This is a genomic window from Nitrosomonas supralitoralis, from assembly GCF_003011925.2.
GTDB classification, from domain to species: domain Bacteria; phylum Pseudomonadota; class Gammaproteobacteria; order Burkholderiales; family Nitrosomonadaceae; genus Nitrosomonas; species Nitrosomonas supralitoralis.
In genome coordinates, this window is sequence record NZ_PXXU01000028.1 from 19,728 (window position 1) to 43,684 (window position 23,957).

Below are 23,957 nucleotides of genomic sequence, written 5' to 3' on the forward strand. Positions count from 1 at the left end.
TAGAATAGGTTCAATACACACAGATTCGAAGTGACATGTTGGTTCATATCAACTAGGAACGAATATTACTTCTCAAAACATTTAAAAATTAATAAACCTTAATAAATCAGCTATCAATCTTCAGATATACGACAGATTAATCAGCGCATTTAACAAAATTTATTTGATAAAACTCTATGCATAAATTTTATGATTACACCACTCCCATTCCATTGTGACGCAACAACGCATCCAATTCAGGTTCTCGTCCCCGGAAGGCTATAAATGACTCTAATGCTGGGCGACTACCTCCCACCGCAAGAATCTCTTCAAGAAAATGCGATCCTGTCACTGCATTAACTACTCCATTCGATGCAACCTCTTCAAACACACTATAAGCATCTGCCGAAAGAACTTCTGCCCATTTATAACTGTAATAACCGGCCGCATATCCACCTGCAAAAATATGCGCAAAGCTATTCGGGAAACGGTTAAAATCTGGAGGAATGATTACTGCTACTTCACTTCTAATATGATCCAGTAACTGAAGCACTGTCTTGTCACCATCCGGGTTATAATCAAAATGCATATGCATATCAAATAAAGCAAATTCAATTTGCCGTAACATTTGCAACCCACTCTGGAAATTTTTTGCCTTAAGCATCTTATCGAATAAAGAACGGGGCAAGGATTCTCCTGTTTCAATGTGGTGTGTCATACCGTTTACCACATCCCACTCCCAACAAAAATTTTCCATAAACTGGCTTGGCAATTCTACAGCATCCCATTCGACACCATTAATACCTGACACGCCTAAATCTTCTACTTTTGTCAGCAGATGATGCAAACCATGACCAAATTCATGAAATAACACAATTACTTCATTGTGTGTGAATAATGCGGGGCGCAACTGATTGTTAATTGTCACAGGTGATGAAAAATTGCACGTAAGGTATGCAACTGGGATTTGTATCTGACGTTTCCCTGTTTGCTGATCATCAATTAGCCGTCGGGTAATAGCTTCGTCCATCCAAGCACCACCACGTTTGGTAGTTCGTGCATAAAGATCCAGGTAAAATTGGCCGATCAACTGACCAGAGGCATCAAGAATATCAAAAAACTTAACATCGGGATGCCAGCACTGTACTGCGCGCGAAGTCAATGCAGGAAGAATATGAATGGCATACAGTTTTTCCACCAGCCTAAACATACCAGCCAGCACTTTATCTTCCGGAAAATACTGCTTAATCTCTTGATCGGAAAAAGCATAACGCTCTTCCCGTAACTTCTCACTGACATAAGCCAGATCCCATGCCTCAAGTTTTCGCAGATTTAATTTTTCGGTCGCAAATTGCTCAAGTGCATGCAGATCCCTTTCGGCATACAACCTTGCTTTATTCGCCAATTCTCTAAGAAAATCGAGAACCTGTTGCGGAGAAGCTGCCATTTTTGTTGCCAAAGAAACTTCAGCGTAATTCTCATAACCCAACATTTTTGCCTCTTCCTGACGGAGCTTCAATATCTTGTTAATGAGCGGCATATTATCCTTATCCGATCCAGCTTGACTATCAAATTCACTGGCTCGCGTAGCATTAGCACGATACATCTTCTCCCGCAAATTTCGATCATCGGCATATTGCAGTACAGGAAGATACGAAGGCATATGCAACGTGAATTTCCAACCTACTTTTGAATCTGACGCAGCCAATTCCTTGGCTGTTTGTAGCACATCATCTGGAATACCTGCTACAGTTTCAGCATCTTCAATCAATAATTCAAAAGCATTCGTTGCATCCAGCAAATTATCATTGAATTTTGAAGATAACTTTGATAATTCATTCTGAATCTGCAAAAATCGTTGTTTCTTGTCCGAAGGCAATTCCGCGCCACCTAATCGAAAATCTCTCAATTCATTCTCAATGATCCTCTTCCGTGCCGAAGTCAAAAGATTAAACTCCGAACTTGCACGTAATTGTTTAAATTTCTCAAATAGCAATACATCCTGAGATAACTCAGCATAAAACTGAGTGATCAGAGGTAAGTTGGCATTGTAGATTTCCCGCAACTGTGAAGTATTCATCACTGCATTTAAGTGCGACACCTGGCCCCAAGCACGCGACAAGCGTTCACTCGCATCCACCATTGGTTGTACAAAATTCTGCCATGTAGGTGCTTGAGCATCGGCTCGCACTTTTTCAATCACTGCACGATTCTCTTCTAACAGTGTTTCGATGGCTGGAGCAATATGCTCATTCTTTATTTCTTTAAAACGAGGTAGTCCAGAAATATCAAGCAATGGATTTGTCATGTCTCTTCAAATAATCGTAGAAAATTTAGTCGTGTTTAGTTCTGATCAGCATAAATACTGTATCGGCTGATTCAATTCTCATAAACAATATGGCCATTTACCAATGTATATTTAATACTACCAGGTAGTTCCATACCCATAAAAGGCGTATTCTTCCCTTGGCTTAGAATGGCTGAGAATGTCACTTTCCAGTAACGTTCGGGATCAAAAATACAGATATCCGCTGCACTTCCGACAGACAAATGCCCAGCATCAATACCCAATATACTTGCCGGATCAGAAGTAATCTTTGCCAAAATTTTTGGCAAAGACAAGCGCATCTCTGTTCCCCATTTTAATGTTAAAGGTAATAATAGCTCTACACCCGTAGCTCCGATCTCAGATTGACCAAATGGCAGCAGTTTGGCGTCTTCATCTACTGGCGCATGATCGGAACAAATGGCATCAATCGTACCATTCAATAGGCCCTGCCGCAACGCGTCCCGATCATCAAAGCCACGCAGAGGTGGCATTAAATGACAGTTGGAATCAAAGTAACCAATATCCATATCTGACAAATGCAAATGATTAATGGTTACATCACAAGTTATCGGCAAACCCTGTTGTTTGGCTGCGCGAATCATCATCAACCCTTCTGCGCTAGAAATTCGACACAGATGTACTTTAACCCCCGTTTCTTTAGCTAATAATATAATGTTGGAAATCGCAATAGTTTCCGCACAAACTGGAATTGTGAGCAGCCCCAGACGGGTTGCAACTTCCCCATCGTGCGCGACCCCATCACCAGTCAAGCTGATTTCTTGTGGACGTAACCAAACGCTAAAATCAAATGTAGAAGCATATCGCATGGCCTGCATGAGCACCCGTAGGTTTGATAACAATCCATCCGGTTGACCAAAAACGACACATCCAGCATCGTTCAATTCAGCCATTTCGGTCAAACGCTCACCTTTCAATCCCTGAGTAAGTGCACCAATAGGGTACACATGCGCTTGATTAAGGTTCTTAGCGCGATGTTTCAGCATCTCGACTAAACCTGGCTCATCTAGAGGTGGATCTGTATCCGGTGGACATGCAATGCTGGTTACTCCGCCAGCAACCGTTGCCTTCATTTCAGATTCCAGCGTTGCTTTATATTCCAATCCCGGTTCACGTAAGCGCACAGATAAATCAACCAGACCTGGACATACAATTAACGATTGCGCATCTATAATACGGCTGGCTTGAAATTCAGCAGGAGCTTTACCTATTCCGACAATTTTTCCTTTAGCAATAAAAACATCTTGAACGGCATCAACACCGCTTCTTGGATCAATGAAACGCCCATTTTTTATATGAATTTTCATGACAACAATCTCTAAGCCTGATTGCCTGTCAAGATTGACATCACAGCCATGCGCACTGCGATGCCAAATGTTACCTGAGGCAAAATCACCGATTGCTTACCATCCGCAACCGCTGAATCAATCTCCACACCACGATTCATCGGCCCAGGATGCATCACTATCGCATCGCGCCGGGCAAGGGAAAGCTTCTCCGCAGTCAACCCATAATATTTAAAATATTCTTCCGCGCTAGGCAAGTTTGCACCTTTCATTCGCTCATTCTGCAAACGCAACATCATCAATACATCAACATCTTTAAGTCCTTTTGCCATATCGTGATAAACATGCACACCGAGGCGCTCCACCATCTTGGGTAGCAAAGTTTTTGGTGCAATGACGCGAACTTCTGGCACACCTAATGTCGTTAAGGCATGAATCTGAGAACGTGCAACTCGGGAATGCAAAATATCACCGATAATGGCAACACGTAAGTTATGAAAATCATGTTTATAACGCCGTATCGTAAACATATCTAACAAAGCTTGCGTAGGGTGCGCATGGCTCCCATCCCCTGCATTGATCACATGAATACCAGATCGAACATGCTTTGCAATCAAGTGAGCAGCACCACTCTGCGCATGTCGCACAACAAACATATCTGCATTCATCGCAGAAAGATTGTCAACGGTATCCAGCAGCGCCTCACCCTTGGATTGTGCAGAAACAGCAATATTTAAATTGATGACATCAGCTGACAGGCGTTTGGCAGCAATTTCAAATGTTGTTCGAGTGCGTGTACTCGATTCAAAGAAAAGATTGAAAATCGACTTACCACGTAATAATGGAATTTTCTTGACATCCCGTTCAGTAACTCCCACGAAAGATTCCGCAGAATCCAGAATATGCAGCAGCATAGACAACGGCAAACCTTCCGTTGTCAACAAATGCTGTAGCGCCCCATTTTCATTCAGTTGCGGATTTCTATTGATCATTCCGTAGAATTCTTAACATATAAATTTAAACTTAACTTCCCGCTTTCTCCCAGTTTCACTGCCAGCATTTTTTCATCGGGCAGCTCAAGTTCTATGCCAATATACTTGGCGGCGATCGGCAATTCCCGGCCACCACGATCAACTAAAGTGGCCAGGACAATCGACGCCGGCCGACCATAATCAAACAACTCGTTGATCGCTGCGCGAACAGTGCGCCCCGTGTTCAGCACATCATCCACTAATAGAATATGCGCCCCCTCCACTTCAAAAGGGATTTCTGTCGGCTTAATTTGTGTATGTAAGCCTATTTTATCGAAATCATCTCGATAAAAAGCCACGCTCAATATCCCGAGCGGTTTTGTGATTGCCAACTCCTGGTGCAAACGTTCCGCTAACCACACTCCGCCTGTACGAATACCGACGAGGGCGTAATCCTTATTAGCATCAGCTTGTATTTTTCTTGCAAGGCTATTAAAAACTTTTTCAGCGTCAGGTAATTGCATGCTGTTCGTCAAAGAATGATTGAAGTATTTGTTGTGCGGCTATTTGATCTAATACTGATTTTTGTTCTCTTCCAGAGACACCAGCTTCACGTAAAATAACGCTCGCTGTTTGGCTAGTATAACGCTCATCTTGCATTACGACTTGGATGTTAAAGCGTCCTGCCAAGCGCCGTGCAAAACGATGACTTAATTGAGTCAATTCATGCGCAGTTCCATCACTGTGTAATGGCAAACCCACCACTAACAATATCGGCCGCCAAGCATCGATTAATTGAGCAATCATTACAAAACGTTTATTAGTCACTGCGCTATCAATTGTCAGAAGTGGATGCGCTATACCCAATGCGGTATTGCCAATAGCCACTCCTATTCTCTTTTTTCCAAAATCAAAGGCCAAAACAGATCCCTCAGAAAATTGCCCTATCGAATCACTTATCTGTTGCTTTTTCGAAAGATTCACAGCCATTCGTTTTAATGTCTAAGCATGCCCGACTTCATTAGACAGGTTTGCATAATCATTAATCCCCAGTAATTGCATTGCGGCAGGAAGTCTTTCTTCAGAGGGAAGTTCAAATATTACATCTGCTGTAGCCGGCACAGTCAACCACGCATTTTGAGCCAACTCATGTTCAATCTGACCCGCGGCCCACCCAGCATACCCCATGGCAATTAGAACTTGATTAGGTCCTTCAGCATTTGCTATGGCCTTTAAGATATCCATCGACGTGGTTAAACCAATCTCTTGATTAACACTCAATGTTGATTGCCAATTACCTACAGGGCGATGCAAAACAAATCCGCAATCCAATTGCACAGGCCCGCCAAATAACACCGGAGTCGACTCAGCAAGAGAATCTGCTGCAGAAATACTTAACTGCCTAAGAAGACTGAACAATGTCATATCTGTTGGTCGATTAATGACAATTCCCAACGCTCCTTGCTCACTATGCTCGCAAACATATGTCAACGTTTTAGAAAATATTGAATCCACCATTGCTGGCATAGCAATTAAGAAATGATGCGTTAAATTAACATTTTTCATAGTGGAAACTTTAGTTGCTCAACTCGTTATGACTCTGATTTCTTACTTGTCGTATAAAAATTATTGAAAAACTTTCCGCTTAAATCCAGTATGCTGTTTGAGTCATTACTTTTGACCCTAGCTTCATTGTAAACTTTACCGGTAGAGGCAGCTCTACTCCCCCATGCGACAATGCCATTGTTGCATGACTGGTTTCATCAATTTTCATTTGTGTCACAATAGCACGACTTCTTTCGTCATTATCGGGCAATCGCTGCAAATGCCTGGATAAATGCTCTCCCACTTGTTGCTCTGTTTCAGCAAGAAACCCAAGATTCCATTTATCTCCCAGCATTCCCGCGAACATTCCTATAGCAAAAGAACCCCCATACCAAAGAGGATTAAGTACGCTTTTGCGGCCACCCAGTTCAGCAATACGACGCTCTGTCCATGCCAAATGTTCTGTTTCTTCACGAGCGGCCTGCATTAGCGTTTGCTGCACCGCCTCATTACGCGCAGTTAATCCTTGTCCTTGATACAAGGCTTGCGCGCACACTTCGCCCACATGATTCACACGCATCAATGCACTCGACAATCTTTTCTCAACGTCAGTCAATGCTGCCTCAGGCAACTCCCCACCTGGAACCGGGCGTACAGTCTGTGCTGGCGCTAGCAAAGTACGTAAAGCACTATCAAAACCAATAATAAGCTTATCAATATTAATCATTATTTCACATCTCAATTAAAAACCATGACCATAAGCATCATACTAAGATTCCCATACAAATCATAATTCCAATCTATCTGAATATATTAGATCTGTTTTCATTTTAATTCCAAACCCATTTGTCTTGCCAGCAATGTGACCGGATGAATCACTTCTATTTGCATCCCTTCTTCATACATTCTATTAGAAAAATGCATAGCGCAACCAATATTTGAGGTAACCAGAAATTTGACCCCACTTGCTTTAAGCGCCAATATCTTGTCATTCAGCAGCAAATTAGCAATATCAGGCTGATCCAGGAAATACGTTCCCGCAGCACCGCAGCATTGGTTATTACCGGGCAATGGCACTGCTTGCACCCCTGGGATAAGTTCTATGAGTCTATAACTATAAGCTTGACCGCGTAATACATTGCGCTGACTGCATGGCTCATGCACTAGAATTCTTTCCGACAATGCCGCTAGTTTTATATCTTCCCATTTCCCATTGGCGATCAAAAATTGGCTAACGTCTGCAACCTGCGTTCGATCATCAGTCACTCCGAATTCAAGCAATTGCACGCCACATCCTGACGCTGTGCTGATAATCGTATCAATATTACATCTCGAAAAAGCAGATTTATTCTGACGCGACAGTGCCGCAGCATCCTTTATCGCCCCATCATGCTGGTATATAGCACCACAACATGCCTGGCCCGATGGAATATGTACCGTATATCCCAAGCGATTCAACACATAAATACTTGAATTTAATGTTGCAACATCTGTTAACCGCGCAACACAACCCAAGAACAATCCAACTTCGCCACGCTTTTTGCCTACTGCAGGATAAATTTCTTTCCAAAAATTACTCTCGCCATCTTTTCCATCAATTAATTCCACATAAGGAAATTTAATCCGCGGAAGCTGCGCGACAAACCTCAGAACTTCATTTTCACCTAAATAGGTTGACTTCTTCATCCAGCGCAACCAACCTTTTTTTTGCACAAAATTAAATAGTCCACGCATTTGATCCAGTCGCGCTGGTTGAGCAAGTAAATATCTTTTTAACAAACTTAGCACAAAAAACTTTCGCGGTAATTCAGCGGGTTTTGGTAGTTCAGCAATCAATGCACGTGTGTTATCAATCAAGTCTCCATAAGCCACATTATTAGGACAAACGACTTCGCAAGCCCTGCAAGTTAAACAACGATCCATATGCTGGATGAGCCGCGCATTCAATGGTATTCGCCCATTAACAAACCCATTCATCAAATTAATACGTCCTCGCGGAGAGTCCGCTTCGGACTTCAACAGGCGATAAGTGGGACAATGCGGCAAACACAAACCACATGAAACGCATTGATTCGATTCATGGTTAATAAAATCCTTCGAAGATATTGAATGCAAATTCAATTTATCAACCCCCAAGATTCGGTTCTAACAATACCACTCTTTTCTAATATCAGAAGTCATCAGTTTCAACAAATATGATTATATTATCACTTGTCACGTTCATTAAATTTAATGTAAAATCAAAAGTTATCTGAATACTCAGGCACCGTGTTATTACAAAGTTAACATTAATTAGTTTAGTTATAATTATTAAAGGCATAGGCAGACATACAAATATGGTCATTATAAGATTAGCGAGAGGGGGTGCGAAAAAACGCCCCTTTTTTAACATGGTTGTAGCAAATTCCCTTGATGCACGCGATGGTCGATTCATAGAACGCGTCGGTTTTTACAATCCGAGGGCAACAGGTGGTGAAGAAGCGCTGAGAGTTCAATTGGAGCGCGTTTCTTATTGGCAATCCGAAGGCGCTCAATTGTCATCAACTGTAGCTCGGTTAATCAAACAATTTGTATCTCAAAAAGAAATATCAGCAAACAATTAAAGTAGCCAAACCACAATTGCACGTATGATAATAATGGGTCATATCCTTGGTCCATTTGGGATTTATGGCTGGATTAAAATTAATCCCTATACAGAACAGCTAGATGGATTAATGAAATATTCGCATTGGTGGCTAGGCAACGAAGATACTGAATGGAAAAAAGTGCAAGTAGTTAATTGCCGTATATACGGTACCACCTTATTAGCTAAATTAAAAGAATACGCTGACCGCACGCAAGCCTCTAGACTCAAAGGAATACAAATAGCAATCCCACGTGATTGGTTACCCGAGTTACCAGAGGACGGGGGGAATGGTTATTATTGGGCTGATTTAATCAACGCTAAGGTGATTAATTTAAAAGGAGATGATCTAGGTACAGTTGTTGGTTTATTCGAAACAGGTGCAAACGATGTTTTGCGAATAATAAGAACGGATAGCGAGAAAAAAGAAATACTCATACCTTGCATTTCGCAGTATGTCGTGAAAGTCGATTTGAAACATGCCCAGATCATAGTTGACTGGGATTGGGATTATTAAGGTACCAGCCATGTCTTTTGAGTGCGATGTCATCACATTGTTTCCAGAAATGTTCGATGCCATTACACAATATGGCATAACAGGCAAAGCAAATAGAAACCGTATTTTCAATCTTAATACATGGAATCCGCGCAACTTTGCCAACGACCATTATCGTACAGTGGATGACAACTCGTATGGTGGTGGTCCAGGAATGGTCATGATGGCTCAACCCTTGGATGACGCCATCAATCAGGCGAGGGCAAGACAAACTGGTGCAGGCATTAATAAACCGACAGTTGTTTACCTAACACCCCAAGGGAATCGGCTTGATCATGAAATAGCCACACAACTGAGCAAGCTGCCGGGATTAATATTGCTCTGTGGACGCTATGAGGGTATCGATGAACGTTTAATTAATCGCCAAGTAGATGTAGAAATTTCTATTGGTGATTATGTTGTTTCTGGCGGAGAATTAGCCGCAATGGTACTAATAGATTGTATTGTAAGACAAATTCCTGGGGCATTAGGTGATCCGGAATCAGCTAACCAAGATTCATTTGTTGATGGTTTGTTGGATTACCCGCATTATACCCGCCCAGAAATTTACAAAGACAGTCATGTACCCGAAATACTGATGTCAGGAAATCATGCGCATATTCGTCGCTGGCGCTTGCAACAAGCACTTGGCAGAACATGGTTAAAAAGACCCGATTTATTTAATTTAAAATTTGCTCATGGCATGACATTAGAAGAAGAAAAGCTTTTAGAAGAATTTAAACAATCCTGCAAATCCAGGTAGATTCGGCCAATAGGAGAATGATATGAACTTGATTGAACAATTAGAAGCAGAAGAAATAAAACGTATGAACAAAAATGTGCCCGACTTCTCTCCTGGAGATACCATTATTGTCAACGTCAATGTTGTTGAAGGAGACCGTAAACGTGCACAGGCCTATGAAGGTGTTGTAATAGCCAAACGAAATCGCGGGCTAAATTCAGCGTTCACTGTTCGTAAAATTTCAAGCGGTGAAGGCGTAGAACGAACCTTTCAAACCTATTCCCCACTGATAGCAAGCATTGAAATTAAACGCCGAGGTGCAGTTTGCCGCGCAAAACTTTATTACCTCAGGGATCGCTCTGGAAAATCAGCTCGTATTCGTGAGAAGCTCCCTGCCCGTATTGGCAGCAACAAAAAAATAACACAACCAGAACAATCAGAGCAAGAATCGATTACCACAGAATAATCTGAGATAAGATAAGATAATGCAATTTTAGCGATCAATCAGAAATCGAACCGTAATATGTACATTAAGCTATATCAATATATCGGGATAGAAATTCTAAGATAAGATTCAAATCCTATATTTATTTAAGAAAATCTATAACAGCCTCTGGCGGGCGGCATAGCTTTGCTTTGTCGCCGCGCATAACAATTGGACGTTGTATCAAATCTGGATTTTCCACCATCGCTTTGATAATTTCATCATCTGATGATGCGCTTAAGTACTGCGCAGCAGGTTCATGTTGGCGGAGGATATCACGTACTGGTAAATTAAGTTTTTTGATCAACTCCCGCAACTCATCTACCGTTATCGGCGTTTTATAATAATCAATCGATTCAAATTCTTCACCACTTTCATTAAGTAAAGATATTGTCTCCCTGCATTTACTACAAGTAGGTTTTTGATAAACAACTATCTTATCGGTCATACCATTTCCATTGCTACAACTGGGCAACAAAAGACATAATTTTCAAATACAGCATCTCTTTGTTTCATTTCACGCCGCACTCAGCTGAAATTGCTTTATGGGCAGCAGTTGAACCACTAAGTCCAAATGTATCCGTTGTTTCCGTTCCACGTGCTGATGCCCCCTTAACGATCAATGAATTTCCACGCTTGATAGCATCCGTGATTTTATTGTCGGTCGCTTCGTCTGGAGCCCAAGCAGAATCATCCTGAGTAAAAAGCCGGAAATTCTGATTATTTACAGCAACTGTTACTTCCCTCCCGGATTTATATGGGTAACCAGCAATATAGCTAAAAACATTTTTACTTTTCTCGGCAGGACGATGCGTAATCAGAGCAAAAACATCACCTCGCTTGGTGTAATTTCCCTCCGATTTTTTGGGCTGGCTCACCATATAGCAAACTTTGCTATTGTTCTCCATAAACGTATAGGCTGTCCAATCTCCATGTTGCCCAATGAGCTTCGGCTCAGCGGCTTGAACTGAATTACATAAGGTAATAATCATACCCATAATTACCAATTTGCTAAATTTCTGCTTCATTTTGAGAACCTTGAAAATTATATTCATTACGATTTTGATTAATCAAGGTCTAGATATGAAACATTTCAACACTAGACCCCTCATCATCAGAAAAATTCTTAGCACCCTTCCATCTTGTAAATATAAAACCCATTTTTATTGATCTCATCAATAACATTATCGGGTGCACTTTGGCTATGGCAAAAACTACATTCCCGACTGGTAACAACTGCGTTTTCCTCACCAATCGATGCTAGCCATTGTTTTGCATATTCAACAGCTTTCTGATCATCCTTCACCGCCGTAAATACATCAAAGTGCATCGTATGACCATCGTTCGCCTTAACATAAGTATCATAAACATGAATTTGCATATTAATTTCCTTAAAAAAACAGATATTCTAAAGCCCTAAGGATGCAGCAACTATAAGCCCTACTCCTCACTACCCACATAATAACTATACCAATTTATCGACTAAACTGCCATGAGAAATGCACAACGATTCAATTCTGACAGGATTCGTTACATGCAGCAAAAGCACATTATTTCTTTCTCGCGACAAGTACTCCGTCTCGAATTGGATTAATGAACACATCAAAATCCGGATCATCAAAAATCATCTGATTATGCTCGACAATCGCTGCTGTCGACTCGACAACCGTATCTTGACGAGCTTTCATCGCTACACGCCCATGCCACAAGACATTATCAGCGATATAAAGCCCGCCTGAACGAATTCGATGCTTGGCCATTTGCCAAACTTCCGGATAGTCTCCTTTATCTACATCGTTATAGCAAATATCAAATAAACCACCAGTCTGCACAAAAACATCTTGTGCCAGACCCACGTGAAATTCTATACGCTGCCATAAACCCACAGCAGAAAGATATTCTTTTGCACGAGCATGATTAGTTGCATCAGAATCACTGCAAACAATCTGTCCATTGCTCCCCACAGCCTTTGCGAACCAGTAGGCCGAATAGCCATAACCACTGCCAAATTCAAATATTCGTTTAGCCTTAACCATGCGCGCCTGAGTTTTAAGAAAAACACCGACCAGACGGTTCACAATCGGAAAATTTCTTAGACGCGCAAACTCTTCCATTTCCAAAAGAACAGGTTGATCAGTGCGTATTACCAAATTACGCATATATGCTTCAATAGCAGGATTAACCGGAATTAACTCGCCTGCATCATCCATCTCTGTCGCTTGGAAATCGCTCATACTCTTTCTCCCTGACAATAATAGCCAGCTAAGCTGTAATCAGTCACTTTTTCGCAGTCATTAATACAAACTCATCAACGGAGTCTTTAACAGACCGTTGAAAAACGTTTTCGAGGCAGCTGATACAAGGCAAAAACCAGCGAAAATGCGCAGTTTATGCTTAATAAATGAGCATTTTTAGCCTGTTTTTAACACCGCAGTAGCAACTGCAGATAGTTTTTCAGCGAGTCTGTTAATAAAGCGCCCGCCGCAAGCAACAGGGTATTAACCTCGCCTTTCAATTTACTGGTTTTCAACCAGCTCTCGCCCCAAAGAGCGGGGAATTAAGCCCGCACAGATTAAATCTCTTGCTCACGTTTGCGCCAGCCTATAGCTATTGTAGTAATTATCAACAACAGAATCGGTGTTCTGCTAAAAATGACAAAAGTATCTGCAAGTCCAGCCAAAATGATAAAACTTATTAAACCACTACCCAGTAAATTTAAATGACTTTTATTGAACGCCTGATACCAACTCCATAATAGAAATCCCAATGCCAGTACTCCTGAAATACCAATATGCATACCGATTTCGATCCAATCATTATGGTAGTGCACAGTTTCCTGAAATTTTGGTAAATCCTTATATAAGCCATTTTTGTATGTACTAATGGTTTTATCAAAATATTTCTCGGGCATACCGGTTCCGAAGCCTAATAAAGGACGTGCTGCAATCCCATGCAAACCAACATCCCACATTGCAAGACGATAACCTAAACTGGAACTGTAATTTCCTTGCTGCATTAATTCGATGTCAATTTTTATCTGATTCAACCTAGCCTGAAATGCAGGACTATTATAAGCAAAAGCAACCGAAACAATCAGCACACAAGCCAAAATGCTAAAAAATTTTTTCATTTCAATTTTGAAACGCAAAAACGCTGTCAGCAGTATGCTTATTAGTGTTGCCAGTAGAAAAGTTCTTCCATTCTGATGAAATTGAATGAAAAGTAAAGTTAAAGTGGCAAGCACAAAAAATATCTGCACCTTGGTCGATGGGCTCATGCAGGCAATTCCACTTGTTATAATTGCGCCGACTCCAAGCATTGCCGAAAAACTTAAATAAGACATTCCCAACAATGGAACTCCTTGAACATCAATGGCAAGCCACTGATAAACGCCCACAGCCAGAACGCACAAATAGCTAGCAATCAAACCATACAACGCCCACGGCAGGCGTTCTTTATTCATAAGAGAGTAAAAGGGAATAAAAATTAGAAGCGTAAAATATTTTAGCCATTTCATCCGCCCATCTTGCGGCGATTCACTCCATAACAATCCGAGCAGCAATAATGTACACAAAAGCAGGATTGCTTGCGTCAGCGGTACTTTAATCTCTTGATTCAGGCGATATACACCACCATCCATAAACCATGCAACAATCAGCAGCGGAAAAGAAACAAACATTAGCTCCCCACGCCAGAATCCTGCACCAAAAAAGATGAGCGCAAACCGAATAAACCATTCTTGCCTTGTAATACTCGTTTGCATACAACCGATTAGAGAATGTTAGAACGATGTCGCTTCCCATGCACGCACTTCTAGGCGACGCATCAGGACAAACAGCTTCAATAAAGCACGAACCCAAGCGGGAGCAGCTGGCAACAACCACACCTCAGTGAGACGCTTATCCTCTCGAGACCAACCACGTAACATTAGCTCCAAAAGCACACGCAGATCAATTTCGCTGTTGCGCATTTGCAGACAGGATAGCACCGGTAATCGTGTCGGAGTTAGCCAATGGAGTCGCCCACCTTGTCGCATTACTTGCTCAAGCGAATTCACCAATTTAAGGGGCAAATCATCCAGAGTGCAAGCTCCCGAAACGACTAAAACATTTTGTCGCGCAAGAGGATAACGCGAAAGATACAACGCGCGATTGCGCTTAACTAATTCCTGATAAGCTTTCCCGCGCCCAAATGACGCACCAGTTTCATGACGAATAATTGCATCTGGATGTACTCCCATGCGCCATCCCTGGTTTGTCAATCGACGACCCAGATCAGTGTCTTCGTAATAGCCTCGGCCAAATTGCGGATCGAATCCACCCATCGCCTGAAAAACAGTGCGACGAATCAGAAAAGCATAGCCTCTAAATCGATAGGTAGTGACATAACCGCCCGATTGGCACAGATAGCGATTTGCTTTTGCGTTTAGCATATCCCCTTCAGTTGGATTAATGACAACCAATTTAGGGTCAGCAGCCATTGCTGTGCAGAGCAACGGTAAGAAATTTCCCAATACTTCGATATCGGAATTGAGCACCAGAACCCAATCGGCATCAGAACGTGCAATGGCATCATTCACTGACCTTCCATATCCTTGGTTATTTGGCGCATGATAAACATTAACTTGTGGATACAACAGACCTTCCAGCATCGCTCGGGTTTCCGATCCCGACGCATCATCTTGAATATAAATCATTCGAATAGACGAACCTAGATGCATAACCACAGAATCAATACACCGCTTGCTCAGTTCCGGTGCATTATAGACAGGAATCACTACATCAATCGCGGGAGCCATGAAGGTACTCATCATCGCAGAAAAAATAGCCAATCAAACTCTGCTAAAAATCAAATAGGCTTCACCCCAGTTCCTGGATGGCCTTTGAGTCACCTCGAGACCGGCCTGTTTCATAATCACAATGGCCCTCTCTTGTTCAACTTTGGATCCTAGTTCAACAATCACAGATCTCAATGCGGGATTCGCCAAAATGGCGGATGCGCCTTCCAGAATGGAGATTTCTATACCATCGACATCGATCTTCATATAATTAGGGCATGGGAATCCCCATTGCCCGCATAAATCGTCCAATGTCACACCAAACATCCCTTGAATATGCGTTGCTGGCATTTTCATGTTTTCCAGATCTTCATGCCCAAATTGCGATCGATTCCCTCCTGGAATGAATTTAGGAATATACAACTTGGAAAATTCACTACGACCTGATACCGCAACACAGTAAGATAAAATATGATTCCCTAGATTATTCAGGTAAATATTTTTGTTGAGCGCATAGTAGTTATTGCTTTGCGGCTCAAAAGCAAATACTTGCACGGTATTACCGTATTTTTTTGCAGGATATAATGAATATTGACCAATGTTAGCGCCAATATCGAAATAGCATGACCCCGGTTCAAAGCTATCCAGCCAATCCAGGGTATCAGGTTCTTTCTTCGAATACGTTTTGGCTCGATTCAGTGTTCGCAAATGATCAACAGAAATTATAATCTGTTGATTCCGCACTCGCACATTGGTACAACCACCCTTCAGTTTATAGGCTGCCACGATTAGTTCATTGAATATGTCTTTCGCTCCCATCTCATCCTCTCATGAACTTATCGATCAATCTTGATTACTGCATGGCAGCCTGGGGTCTCGCCTCAGCTCGACAATTGCTCAAGCAAGGACACATATCGAGGTAACACGTTGGCGTCCGGATAATCCAGCATTTCTTTCAAAAAACGTTGCCGATGCTCTTCCACATAGAAAGAATCAAACCCGTTAGCAAGAAAATAATCAATTTTCTCGTACACATCATCGCGACATTTCAATTCCGTCTCCGGCATGTAATAGGCCACAGCCGAGCGGGCTGCAATCAAATAATCAGCGGCCAGAACCGGTTTCTTTGCCCTAATCGCCTCAAATACCACGGAAGTGGCCAAATCAATGATGACATCAGCCCAGTTCATCAAATGAACCGAATGCGCCCCATCCCCTGCAACACTGACATTCGCTAATTTCTTGATCGAACTGTCTTTGGTCAGTGACTGCTTCCATCCGCTACGCGTATGCGGTTTGATGATTAATTCAACAGCGGGAAATTCAGCCAGCATATGCACCACCTCGCCCACCTCTTCCCAGAATGTTGTAAAGTTGGCTTTCCGCAAGAACATGACTATCTTTAGCTTATCATCAGATCCGGTAAGTGGAGAAGGCGGCATCAATCCTGCCAATACCTTTAGCCATGCCTCGCAATAACGAGGTGAACCCAGCACGGCAAGTTGACTGTCTGTCATAAACGGACGGAAACGGATAGCGCATAGCTCATTGGGCACAACCACCTTGTCGAATATCGTGGCTGCAGAAAATGTCGCATCCGGTTCAGCCCTGCGCTCGCCACGACGAATCAATTGGCTGGCATGCGGGCTATCGCCATGCGGCAACGACACAGTTCCCAGCCCTCGCTCTTTTGCCATAGCAATAACCACTTCAACCCATTCCACGCATATTACCGAATTACGTTCGATCCAATCAAAAGCTACTACGCCCTTACCTGCGTTTCCAAAACAGCGATCCAGCAACAGTTTAGCGGTATGTTGCCATAATGGATTGCGTTTTTTTTCATCAAACCGATCTGCCAATTTCTCCGCCAACCGACCAATCAGTTTGATGCGCCTAACATTGCGTGTCAGGATCAGCATCTGCAAACGCCATTTGCAATAATCCGTCCACGAAAACAGTTCATTCATATGTGCCAAGCGCACACCTTGCAATTGACTTAAATACTTGACACGAAAATCACGTCGGAACTGCGTGGATCCAATCAAAACCACATCGCACTGATGTCCTGATCCAATCCATTGATAAACAACCGGAGTAACATGATCGATATCGTTATAGTGTCGAAGAAAGAAAAGCGCTCTCATAACCGCGATGAAAAAATCTTCAGAACAAAGTGTTTTTTTAACATTTTTCCTGTTTAAACAAATGATTCTATGAAGCGCGACATTTTACTCTCGCAACTATCCAATTACCAGTAACATATCCTCACCTGTGAAAAATCCACAACAAGTGAGAAAGTATTTTAATTTTCGAATAAGTATTGCTCAGGAAATAAGAAAAACCGGATAATCAACACATCACCATTGACCATACATTTTTAACTCCTATCGAACACACAAAAATTTCATGAAAACAATTGCAGTCATACCCGCCCGCATAGGGTCATCGCGCTTTCCTGGCAAACCAATCGCACAAATCCTTGGTCGTCCGATGATTGAACATATCTATAAGCGTGTAGCCATGAGTAAATCAGTCGACGCTACATACATTGCAACCTGTGACGAAGAAATTCGCCAAGTAGCAGAAGGCTTTGGTGCTCCCGTCATCATGACATCAGATATTCATGAACGCGCCAGTGATCGTGTCGCTGAAGCAGTTACCTATCTGGATGCGGATCTGATCGTTATGGTGCAAGGCGACGAACCGATGACGCACCCGGACATGATCGACAGTGCGGTCGCTCCCTTTAAGCATGATCCGGAATTGGGGTGTGTCAACCTGGTGCGAAAAATCGATCACGAAGCGGATTATCACGATTTCAACACCATAAAAGTTGTTATGAACCAACAAGGCGATGCGCTTTACATGTCGCGCCGCCCGATCCCGTCAATCGCCAAAACCGGCTTTGCCGATACCATTGCATGGAAACAGGTTTGCATTATCCCCTTTCGTCGCGCCACTTTATTTCAATACACTCACCTGACACCAACCCCATTGGAACAACTGGAGTCCGTCGACATGCTGCGGCTGATGGAGCATGGCATGCAGGTTAAAATGGTACCGACCGAATTTAACACCCAAGCGGTCGATACCATGGCAGATCTGCTGCGTGTTGAAAAACTGATGGAAGCAGATCCGCTGCTCGCCCGCTATTAGGAATCACTATGTCATTAAAAGCAAAATTGAATCGCTCTGAATTGACTATCGGCTCCTGGGTCACCCTGGGGCATCCGTCGATTGCCGAAATCATGGCAGCCGCCGGCTTTGACTGGCTTGTACTGGACATGGAACATAGCGTGCTGGAACTCAATGAAGTGCAATCGATTATCCAGGTACTGGATGGTAAGCAATGTCCGGCCATCGTGCGCCTGACGTCTAACCACCCCGATCAAATCAAACGCGTTATGGATGCCGGCGCCACTGGCGTCATGGTCCCAATGATCAAGTCTGCCGCGGATGCCAGAGCCGCCGTAGATAGTGTATATTATCCACCGCGCGGACAACGCGGTGTCGGCCTGGCACGCGCGCAGGGTTATGGCAACAGTTTTCAGGCATACCGCCAATGGTTGGAAGATAATGCTGTAATCGTCGTAATGATCGAGCATGTCGATGCTGTCAGAGCCATTGACAACATTCTAGAAGTCCCCGGCATCGACGCTTATATCATTGGCCCGTATGATTTATCGGGCTCCATGGGACGTCCCGGAGATCTCGATCACACCGATGTACAGGAAGCCATTGCGCAAGTGCTGGAAGCAGGCCATCGCGCCAACAAGCCTGGCGGCATCCATGTCATCGAACCTGATCCGCAGGCGCTGCAACAACGCATTCAAGCAGGTTTTAATTTTCTCGGATATGGATTGGATATCCGCATTCTGGATTCGATTTGCCGCACCCATTTACAAAACATTCGCGCAACATTAAAAACATCATGAATACTTTGCTGATTTCCACTTCTTCGTTCGATATCGATAATAACCCTCCACTGCAGCAATTATTGCAAAAAGGGCTGCGCATCATCACCAATCCGCACCGCCGCAAACTGACCGAGGACGAGATTATCGAATTACTGAAAGATGGTTCGATTGGTATAATCGCAGGTATCGAGCCGCTAACAGAGCGGGTACTTCAATCCGCTCCCAACCTGAAAGTTATATCACGCTGCGGCGCCGGCCTGGATAGCGTCGATCTGACTGCAGCCAGGAATCACGGCATCGCTGTCCTGAATACGCCGGAGGCGCCTGCGCAAGCGGTTGCCGAACTGACGCTGGGATTCGTTTTATGCCTGTTACGCGAAATCAGCACAATAGATCAGGCGGTGCGCAAAGGCGAATGGCCACGCACGCAAGGTCGCCTACTGGCGGCGCAGACCGTCGGCATCATTGGACTAGGGCATATTGGTCGCCGGGTTGCACGCTTGTGTCAAGCGTTTGAAGCTACGGTTATCGCACACGATCCACATGCCGATCAAGTACCTGAAGGCGTCACATTGTTGCCACTGGAGCAGCTGATGACAAGCGCCGACATTATCACCCTACACCTGCCTTACTCGCCCTCCACGCATCATCTGCTGAATGCCCAGACGTTTGCAGCGATGAAACCGAATACCATTATCATCAATGCAGCGCGCGGCGGATTGGTCGACGAAAAAGCATTGGCGGACGCACTCAAATCCGGCAAAGTCAGTGCTGCCGCACTGGATGTTTTTGAGCATGAACCTTATCAAGGGTCATTACTTGAATTGAATAACGTCATCGTGACGTCACATATCGGATCCTTGGCTCGAGAATCGCGCCAACGGATGGAAATCGAAGCGGCGGAGAATTTACTACAGGGCCTGATCAAAGCAGGCGCAATCCAATGACAGCGATTTCAACTGAAAAAGTAATCGTGTTCGGCGCCAGCGGTTTTTTAGGCAGTCACGTCGCCGACGCATTATCCACCGCAGGTTATCAAGTACGACTCTTCGACCGCAATCCTTCGCCATTTCTTAGAAGCAATCAGGAAATGATCATTGGCGACATCATGGATCTCGATCAAGTGATCGAAGCGGCCAAGGAAACATCGATCGTCTATAACTTCGCCGCAATTGCTGACATCGATGAAGCGCATGACAAACCCATTCCCACCGCAACCATTAACGTACTGGGCAACATGCATGCGCTCGAAGCCGCCCGCATCGCCGGCGCGCGCCGTTTTGTGTTTGCCAGCAGCGTCTATGTCTATTCCGAATCCGGATCTTTTTATCGTGCCAGCAAACAGGCCGCAGAGCGTTTCACCGAAACCTATCACGAACGCTATGGCCTGGATTACAACATCCTGCGTTACGGCTCGCTGTATGGCCGGCGCGCCGACAAACGCAACGGCATCTATCGTATGCTGCATGAGGCAGTCGAACAGCACTCAATTACCTACAAAGGCAGTGGTGAAGCAATGCGCGAGTACATCCATGTCGAAGATGCCGCACGCATGAGCGTGCAAATACTCGCACCGGAATTTGCCAACCGGCACTTGATTCTGACCGGCCAGGAAAAATTGCGTATCAGAGACGTGATGACGATGATTTCGGAAATGATGCCGTGGCCAGTGGAATTGCATTTCGACGAAGCCAATACCGTGCATCACTATAAAATCACACCATATGCTTTCCAGCCAAGAATTGGCCGTAAATTGGTATTGAATGAACATGTTGACCTAGGGCAAGGCATGCTCGACTGCCTGCGCGAAATTCACCAGGATTTGCATCATGGTGATGAAAACGACGATGCCACTCCATCCACCTCGGATAACCGTGCATAGCCATGAAAAATTTTGACTGGCAGGCAATCATTTTCGATTTCGATGGTGTCGTGGTGGAATCCGGAAAAATCAAAACGCAGGCATTCGCAGAGTTGTATCGTCCGCACGGTGCGGACATTGTCGAGAAAGTGGTGCAATTCCACAACCAAAACGGTGGCATGTCGCGCTACCACAAGTTTCGTCACTTCCAGCAACATTACCTCAACAAACCGCCATTGTCTGAAGCGGAAGAAAAAAAACTGGACCTCCTTTTTTCAGAATTGGTGGTCGAGGCAGTCATCGCGGCTGAACCGGTACCCGGCGCCATCGAATTGATCCGTCACCAAGCCGAGAAAATCCCGCTCTTTGTCGCCTCCGGAACACCGGATTCCGAACTCAAAATCATCGTCGAACGCCGTGGACTTACGCCCTACTTCAAGGCAGTGAGTGGTGCTCCAGCGTTGAAAAAAACCATCATCGCAGAAATTTTATCCGCCTATGGACTCAAACCCGAGTCAGTGCTGATGATCGGCGATGCGATTGCAGACTTGGAAGGGGCACAAGCCAACAACACTGCATTCCTGGGCCGCGTTTATCCTGGCGATCCAAATCCTTTCCCGGCGCATATCGAAATCGTTTCCGATTTACGTGGATTAATCACTTAGAGTTACCCATGAAAATGCAAAGACATACCTACCCGGATATCGAATCGTTAAGCCAAGGCTTTGCTGATTTTTCTGAAAGCGTGTTAAAAAACATATTGGCACGAAAACCACAAGCCACTCTGGTCGTTCCCGGCGGCAACACGCCGCGTCATTACCTGCCCGCATTGGCAAAATGTCAGCTGCCCTGGGATCGGATCACCGTCACGCTGTCTGATGAACGCTGGGTGGATGTTCACGATGAACAATCGAATGAGCATCTGGTAAAAAAATATTTGATGGCACAACTTCCGGAAAGCGCGCGCTTTGTCGGACTCAAAACCCAACACGACAGCCCTTTTGACGCTGTCAACGCAATCCATCAACACTTGGATAGTTTGCCACTGCCCTTGAGCCTAACGGTATTAGGCCTGGGAGAAGATGGACATATTGCTTCGCTGTTTCCCGGCATGAATACTGATTTACTTTCTACGCATCACTGTGTAGCCACTGCGCCGCCGATTGCGCCATCGCTGCGGGTTAGTCTTTCGTTGAATTTTCTGGTGAAGAGTGAACATATTGCGTTAGTGGTTACTGGTAAGAATAAGCGCCGGTTGCTGGATCAATTGAGTGAGAATCCTGATTTGAAATTGCCGATTGTTTGGTTATTGCAACGTACCCAATTGCCGATTATGGTTTTTGAAATGAATGAAAGTTAACTTGAAATTAAGAAAGTGACTGTTTTATGACTTCATTAATGTATGCTTTGATAAAATAAATACATACAATTTCATTATAAATTATATAGATATACGCACCACTCCAACCAGCTTCATTTCTGATGCTATAGATTACTTTATTTAGATTACAAAATTTTAGTTCAGTTACTCTATCAGTTTTTTGTGATTACAAAACCAGCATTGAAACTTGCAGTGAGAAAGCGTGCGCCAAGCAAAATTTCCTTGAGTGGTGATGCTGCTAGAAACAATGACTTCTTATCTGTATACCTCGTTTACGAAAATGAGGAATGGGGCTTGCTTGTAGAGGATATCTCCCAAGAAGGTATTGTCGGAAAATCTCCACTAAGGTTTCTTCTGAGTAAGCTACTTTTCACAAACAAATTTTTCGTTGCAAAAGACAAATTAGAGCAATTCATATTTAACCGAAAGACCCTTGTTCGACATCATTGAATCGATATTCCGAGAAATATTGTGGAGCAATATTTAAGCAGTAGAGATACAAATATTAAATTTCATCCAATTTCGTATTTAAATACGATATATGGATACCGTTGGATTTCTCACCCTGAAAAAGATCGAATCCTTAAATACTATACGCTCATGTTCAATTCACTTGTTAAATCTGATGAGCTAACCAAAAGCACAGAACTTTCATACACAGTAAACGCAGCAGCTCTAAACACTTTGGCGGCTTTTGAAGAAGAAGAAGAACAAAAACACCGTGATGCCATCGGTCAGCAAAAAAAGATTATTTGGCTAACATTTGCATTGGTTTTTGTTGGTTTTGTACAAGCCTATATAAATTATATCGGAGAATGTTAGAAATTCCGATACAACTACACAGCAAGACGTAACGATGACACTTTCACATTCAGTATCTGTAAAGCATCGCTATGATGGAACAATTGAATTTGGCAGATGACGGAAACTCCACCAGGGCTGAACATTGGCGAGATGCCACCAGTACGGCCAGTCATCCGTTTCCCACGCAAAATAACCACGGAATATCCAACTAACCAGAAATCATGAATGTTCCCTAGTGCGAACGGGAGTTCATCCCATACGCGACTAGGCAACATATAATGCAGTATCACTCACGCCGACAAATCAGCTCAAATTTTCGGCAAAGTATATTGACACCACAATCAAAGCTACTATCACACCGAATATGATTGCAACATTGACGCTCATATTTCTAATTGTTTCAGAATCTTTTGGCTGTTCTATAGTATTCATATCTTTGTTCACTCCTAGTTGTTATGAAAGCATATGAATTGTGAACCGAATTGGGGTTAGCTATTTTGATCTGGATCAACAAAATGCTAATTTGCAGGTTTCAGTGATTCCAGCGTAATCACACCGGGGAGCTAACCGATTGCCAAAAGCGCTTGGGCACTTTGGCGTATACTTCGAGAAATATAAATTGCTATGTTTTTAAAGGTGTGGCAGGAAAAAAGTGAAAAAGAATGCAGAACAGTTAAAAAAACAGATACCTTCATCAATTAT

At 43.5% G+C, this 23,957-nt stretch carries 30 protein-coding genes; 12 read left to right on the plus strand and 18 right to left on the minus strand.

Annotated elements, in window-relative coordinates; all coding sequences use genetic code 11:
- Nucleotides 1–193: 193 nt before the first annotated feature.
- The 8 genes from C7H79_RS10105 to C7H79_RS10140 form a co-directional block, all read right to left on the minus strand.
- On the minus strand, nucleotides 194–2,287 hold the full coding sequence (locus C7H79_RS10105; protein WP_106707148.1) for a M3 family metallopeptidase: 2,094 nt from the start codon (nucleotides 2,285–2,287) through the stop codon (nucleotides 194–196).
- A 71-nt stretch (nucleotides 2,288–2,358) separates the two neighbouring features.
- Nucleotides 2,359–3,633 carry a dihydroorotase gene (locus tag C7H79_RS10110; RefSeq protein ID WP_106707149.1) on the minus strand — a complete coding sequence of 425 codons (1,275 nt, stop codon included), beginning with the start codon at nucleotides 3,631–3,633 and terminating at the stop codon, nucleotides 2,359–2,361.
- Nucleotides 3,634–3,644: 11 nt separating this feature from the next.
- Entirely contained in the window at nucleotides 3,645–4,604 is a 960-nt protein-coding gene (locus C7H79_RS10115; RefSeq protein WP_106707150.1) for an aspartate carbamoyltransferase catalytic subunit, read from the minus strand.
- Nucleotides 4,601–5,107 (minus strand): bifunctional pyr operon transcriptional regulator/uracil phosphoribosyltransferase PyrR, encoded by a 507-nt coding sequence (gene pyrR / locus C7H79_RS10120; RefSeq protein WP_106707151.1) that lies wholly within the window; start codon nucleotides 5,105–5,107, stop codon nucleotides 4,601–4,603. Before pyrR ends, C7H79_RS10115 begins: the two co-directional genes overlap by 4 nt.
- Entirely contained in the window at nucleotides 5,094–5,573 is a 480-nt protein-coding gene (ruvX, locus tag C7H79_RS10125) for a Holliday junction resolvase RuvX (RefSeq protein WP_106707152.1), read from the minus strand. The genes pyrR and ruvX overlap by 14 nt, the downstream gene beginning before the upstream one ends.
- A 12-nt stretch (nucleotides 5,574–5,585) precedes the next feature.
- Nucleotides 5,586–6,149 carry a YqgE/AlgH family protein gene (locus C7H79_RS10130; protein ID WP_106707153.1) on the minus strand — a complete coding sequence of 188 codons (564 nt, stop codon included), beginning with the start codon at nucleotides 6,147–6,149 and terminating at the stop codon, nucleotides 5,586–5,588.
- Between the two features lie 79 nt (nucleotides 6,150–6,228).
- Nucleotides 6,229–6,855 carry a 2-polyprenyl-3-methyl-6-methoxy-1,4-benzoquinone monooxygenase gene (gene coq7 / locus C7H79_RS10135; RefSeq protein WP_106707154.1) on the minus strand — a complete coding sequence of 209 codons (627 nt, stop codon included), beginning with the start codon at nucleotides 6,853–6,855 and terminating at the stop codon, nucleotides 6,229–6,231.
- A gap of 98 nt (nucleotides 6,856–6,953) precedes the next feature.
- Complete coding sequence (locus C7H79_RS10140; RefSeq protein WP_309477324.1) at nucleotides 6,954–8,264, minus strand: (Fe-S)-binding protein; 1,311 nt, start codon at nucleotides 8,262–8,264, stop codon at nucleotides 6,954–6,956.
- A gap of 200 nt (nucleotides 8,265–8,464) precedes the next feature.
- On the opposite strand from C7H79_RS10140, the gene rpsP reads away from it, so the two are divergent.
- The 4 genes from rpsP to rplS are packed head-to-tail and all read left to right on the plus strand — an operon-like array spanning nucleotide 8,465 to nucleotide 10,494.
- A complete protein-coding gene (gene rpsP / locus C7H79_RS10145; RefSeq protein ID WP_106707155.1) occupies nucleotides 8,465–8,731 on the plus strand; it encodes a 30S ribosomal protein S16 in 267 nt (88 codons plus the stop codon).
- Between the two features lie 33 nt (nucleotides 8,732–8,764).
- A complete protein-coding gene (gene rimM, locus C7H79_RS10150; protein ID WP_106707174.1) occupies nucleotides 8,765–9,268 on the plus strand; it encodes a ribosome maturation factor RimM in 504 nt (167 codons plus the stop codon).
- Between the two features lie 10 nt (nucleotides 9,269–9,278).
- Nucleotides 9,279–10,049 (plus strand): tRNA (guanosine(37)-N1)-methyltransferase TrmD, encoded by a 771-nt coding sequence (gene trmD, locus C7H79_RS10155; protein WP_106707156.1) that lies wholly within the window; start codon nucleotides 9,279–9,281, stop codon nucleotides 10,047–10,049.
- Between the two features lie 22 nt (nucleotides 10,050–10,071).
- Nucleotides 10,072–10,494 (plus strand): 50S ribosomal protein L19, encoded by a 423-nt coding sequence (rplS, locus tag C7H79_RS10160; RefSeq protein WP_106707157.1) that lies wholly within the window; start codon nucleotides 10,072–10,074, stop codon nucleotides 10,492–10,494.
- Between the two features lie 121 nt (nucleotides 10,495–10,615).
- On the opposite strand, the gene C7H79_RS10165 is transcribed toward rplS, so the two are convergent.
- The 8 genes from C7H79_RS10165 to C7H79_RS10200 all read right to left on the minus strand — a co-directional run bounded on the left by C7H79_RS10165 (nucleotide 10,616) and on the right by C7H79_RS10200 (nucleotide 17,436).
- The gene (locus tag C7H79_RS10165) at nucleotides 10,616–10,960 is read right to left on the minus strand and encodes an arsenate reductase family protein (protein ID WP_106707158.1); all 345 of its coding nucleotides are present in this window, start codon (nucleotides 10,958–10,960) and stop codon (nucleotides 10,616–10,618) included.
- A 64-nt stretch (nucleotides 10,961–11,024) separates the two neighbouring features.
- A complete protein-coding gene (locus tag C7H79_RS10170; RefSeq protein ID WP_106707175.1) occupies nucleotides 11,025–11,540 on the minus strand; it encodes an invasion associated locus B family protein in 516 nt (171 codons plus the stop codon).
- Between the two features lie 98 nt (nucleotides 11,541–11,638).
- A complete protein-coding gene (locus C7H79_RS10175) occupies nucleotides 11,639–11,893 on the minus strand; it encodes a DUF2024 family protein (RefSeq protein WP_106707159.1) in 255 nt (84 codons plus the stop codon).
- 169 nt (nucleotides 11,894–12,062) lie between these two features.
- The gene (locus C7H79_RS10180; protein WP_106707160.1) at nucleotides 12,063–12,746 is read right to left on the minus strand and encodes an O-methyltransferase; all 684 of its coding nucleotides are present in this window, start codon (nucleotides 12,744–12,746) and stop codon (nucleotides 12,063–12,065) included.
- A gap of 338 nt (nucleotides 12,747–13,084) precedes the next feature.
- On the minus strand, nucleotides 13,085–14,275 hold the full coding sequence (locus C7H79_RS10185) for an O-antigen ligase family protein (protein WP_106707161.1): 1,191 nt from the start codon (nucleotides 14,273–14,275) through the stop codon (nucleotides 13,085–13,087).
- 18 nt (nucleotides 14,276–14,293) lie between these two features.
- Nucleotides 14,294–15,343, minus strand: a complete 1,050-nt coding sequence (locus tag C7H79_RS10190) for a glycosyltransferase family 2 protein (protein ID WP_242447236.1) — start codon at nucleotides 15,341–15,343, stop codon at nucleotides 14,294–14,296.
- Entirely contained in the window at nucleotides 15,344–16,108 is a 765-nt protein-coding gene (locus C7H79_RS10195) for an FkbM family methyltransferase (RefSeq protein ID WP_106707162.1), read from the minus strand. It lies immediately after the preceding gene.
- A gap of 62 nt (nucleotides 16,109–16,170) precedes the next feature.
- On the minus strand, nucleotides 16,171–17,436 hold the full coding sequence (locus tag C7H79_RS10200; protein WP_106707163.1) for a hypothetical protein: 1,266 nt from the start codon (nucleotides 17,434–17,436) through the stop codon (nucleotides 16,171–16,173).
- Nucleotides 17,437–17,698: 262 nt separating this feature from the next.
- Here C7H79_RS10200 and C7H79_RS10205 point away from each other — a divergent pair, with 262 nt between their 5' ends.
- The 8 genes from C7H79_RS10205 (at nucleotide 17,699) to C7H79_RS17675 (ending at nucleotide 23,273) form a co-directional block, all read left to right on the plus strand.
- On the plus strand, nucleotides 17,699–18,448 hold the full coding sequence (locus C7H79_RS10205) for a 3-deoxy-manno-octulosonate cytidylyltransferase (RefSeq protein ID WP_106707164.1): 750 nt from the start codon (nucleotides 17,699–17,701) through the stop codon (nucleotides 18,446–18,448).
- An 8-nt stretch (nucleotides 18,449–18,456) separates the two neighbouring features.
- Nucleotides 18,457–19,227 (plus strand): HpcH/HpaI aldolase family protein, encoded by a 771-nt coding sequence (locus tag C7H79_RS10210; RefSeq protein WP_106707165.1) that lies wholly within the window; start codon nucleotides 18,457–18,459, stop codon nucleotides 19,225–19,227.
- A complete protein-coding gene (locus tag C7H79_RS10215; protein WP_106707166.1) occupies nucleotides 19,224–20,156 on the plus strand; it encodes a phosphoglycerate dehydrogenase in 933 nt (310 codons plus the stop codon). Before C7H79_RS10210 ends, C7H79_RS10215 begins: the two co-directional genes overlap by 4 nt.
- A complete protein-coding gene (locus C7H79_RS10220; RefSeq protein ID WP_106707167.1) occupies nucleotides 20,153–21,091 on the plus strand; it encodes an NAD-dependent epimerase/dehydratase family protein in 939 nt (312 codons plus the stop codon). Before C7H79_RS10215 ends, C7H79_RS10220 begins: the two co-directional genes overlap by 4 nt.
- A gap of 2 nt (nucleotides 21,092–21,093) precedes the next feature.
- Nucleotides 21,094–21,735, plus strand: a complete 642-nt coding sequence (locus C7H79_RS10225; protein ID WP_106707168.1) for an HAD family hydrolase — start codon at nucleotides 21,094–21,096, stop codon at nucleotides 21,733–21,735.
- 8 nt (nucleotides 21,736–21,743) lie between these two features.
- Nucleotides 21,744–22,430, plus strand: a complete 687-nt coding sequence (gene pgl, locus C7H79_RS10230; protein ID WP_242447237.1) for a 6-phosphogluconolactonase — start codon at nucleotides 21,744–21,746, stop codon at nucleotides 22,428–22,430.
- A 183-nt stretch (nucleotides 22,431–22,613) separates the two neighbouring features.
- Complete coding sequence (locus C7H79_RS10235; protein ID WP_106707169.1) at nucleotides 22,614–22,901, plus strand: hypothetical protein; 288 nt, start codon at nucleotides 22,614–22,616, stop codon at nucleotides 22,899–22,901.
- A gap of 21 nt (nucleotides 22,902–22,922) precedes the next feature.
- On the plus strand, nucleotides 22,923–23,273 hold the full coding sequence (locus C7H79_RS17675) for a hypothetical protein (RefSeq protein ID WP_147383582.1): 351 nt from the start codon (nucleotides 22,923–22,925) through the stop codon (nucleotides 23,271–23,273).
- Nucleotides 23,274–23,287: 14 nt separating this feature from the next.
- On the opposite strand, the gene C7H79_RS17680 is transcribed toward C7H79_RS17675, so the two are convergent.
- Together C7H79_RS17680 and C7H79_RS19235 are read right to left on the minus strand one after the other, a co-directional pair.
- Entirely contained in the window at nucleotides 23,288–23,545 is a 258-nt protein-coding gene (locus tag C7H79_RS17680; protein WP_147383583.1) for a hypothetical protein, read from the minus strand.
- Between the two features lie 13 nt (nucleotides 23,546–23,558).
- Complete coding sequence (locus C7H79_RS19235) at nucleotides 23,559–23,687, minus strand: hypothetical protein (protein ID WP_258577632.1); 129 nt, start codon at nucleotides 23,685–23,687, stop codon at nucleotides 23,559–23,561.
- Nucleotides 23,688–23,957: the final 270 nt, after the last annotated feature.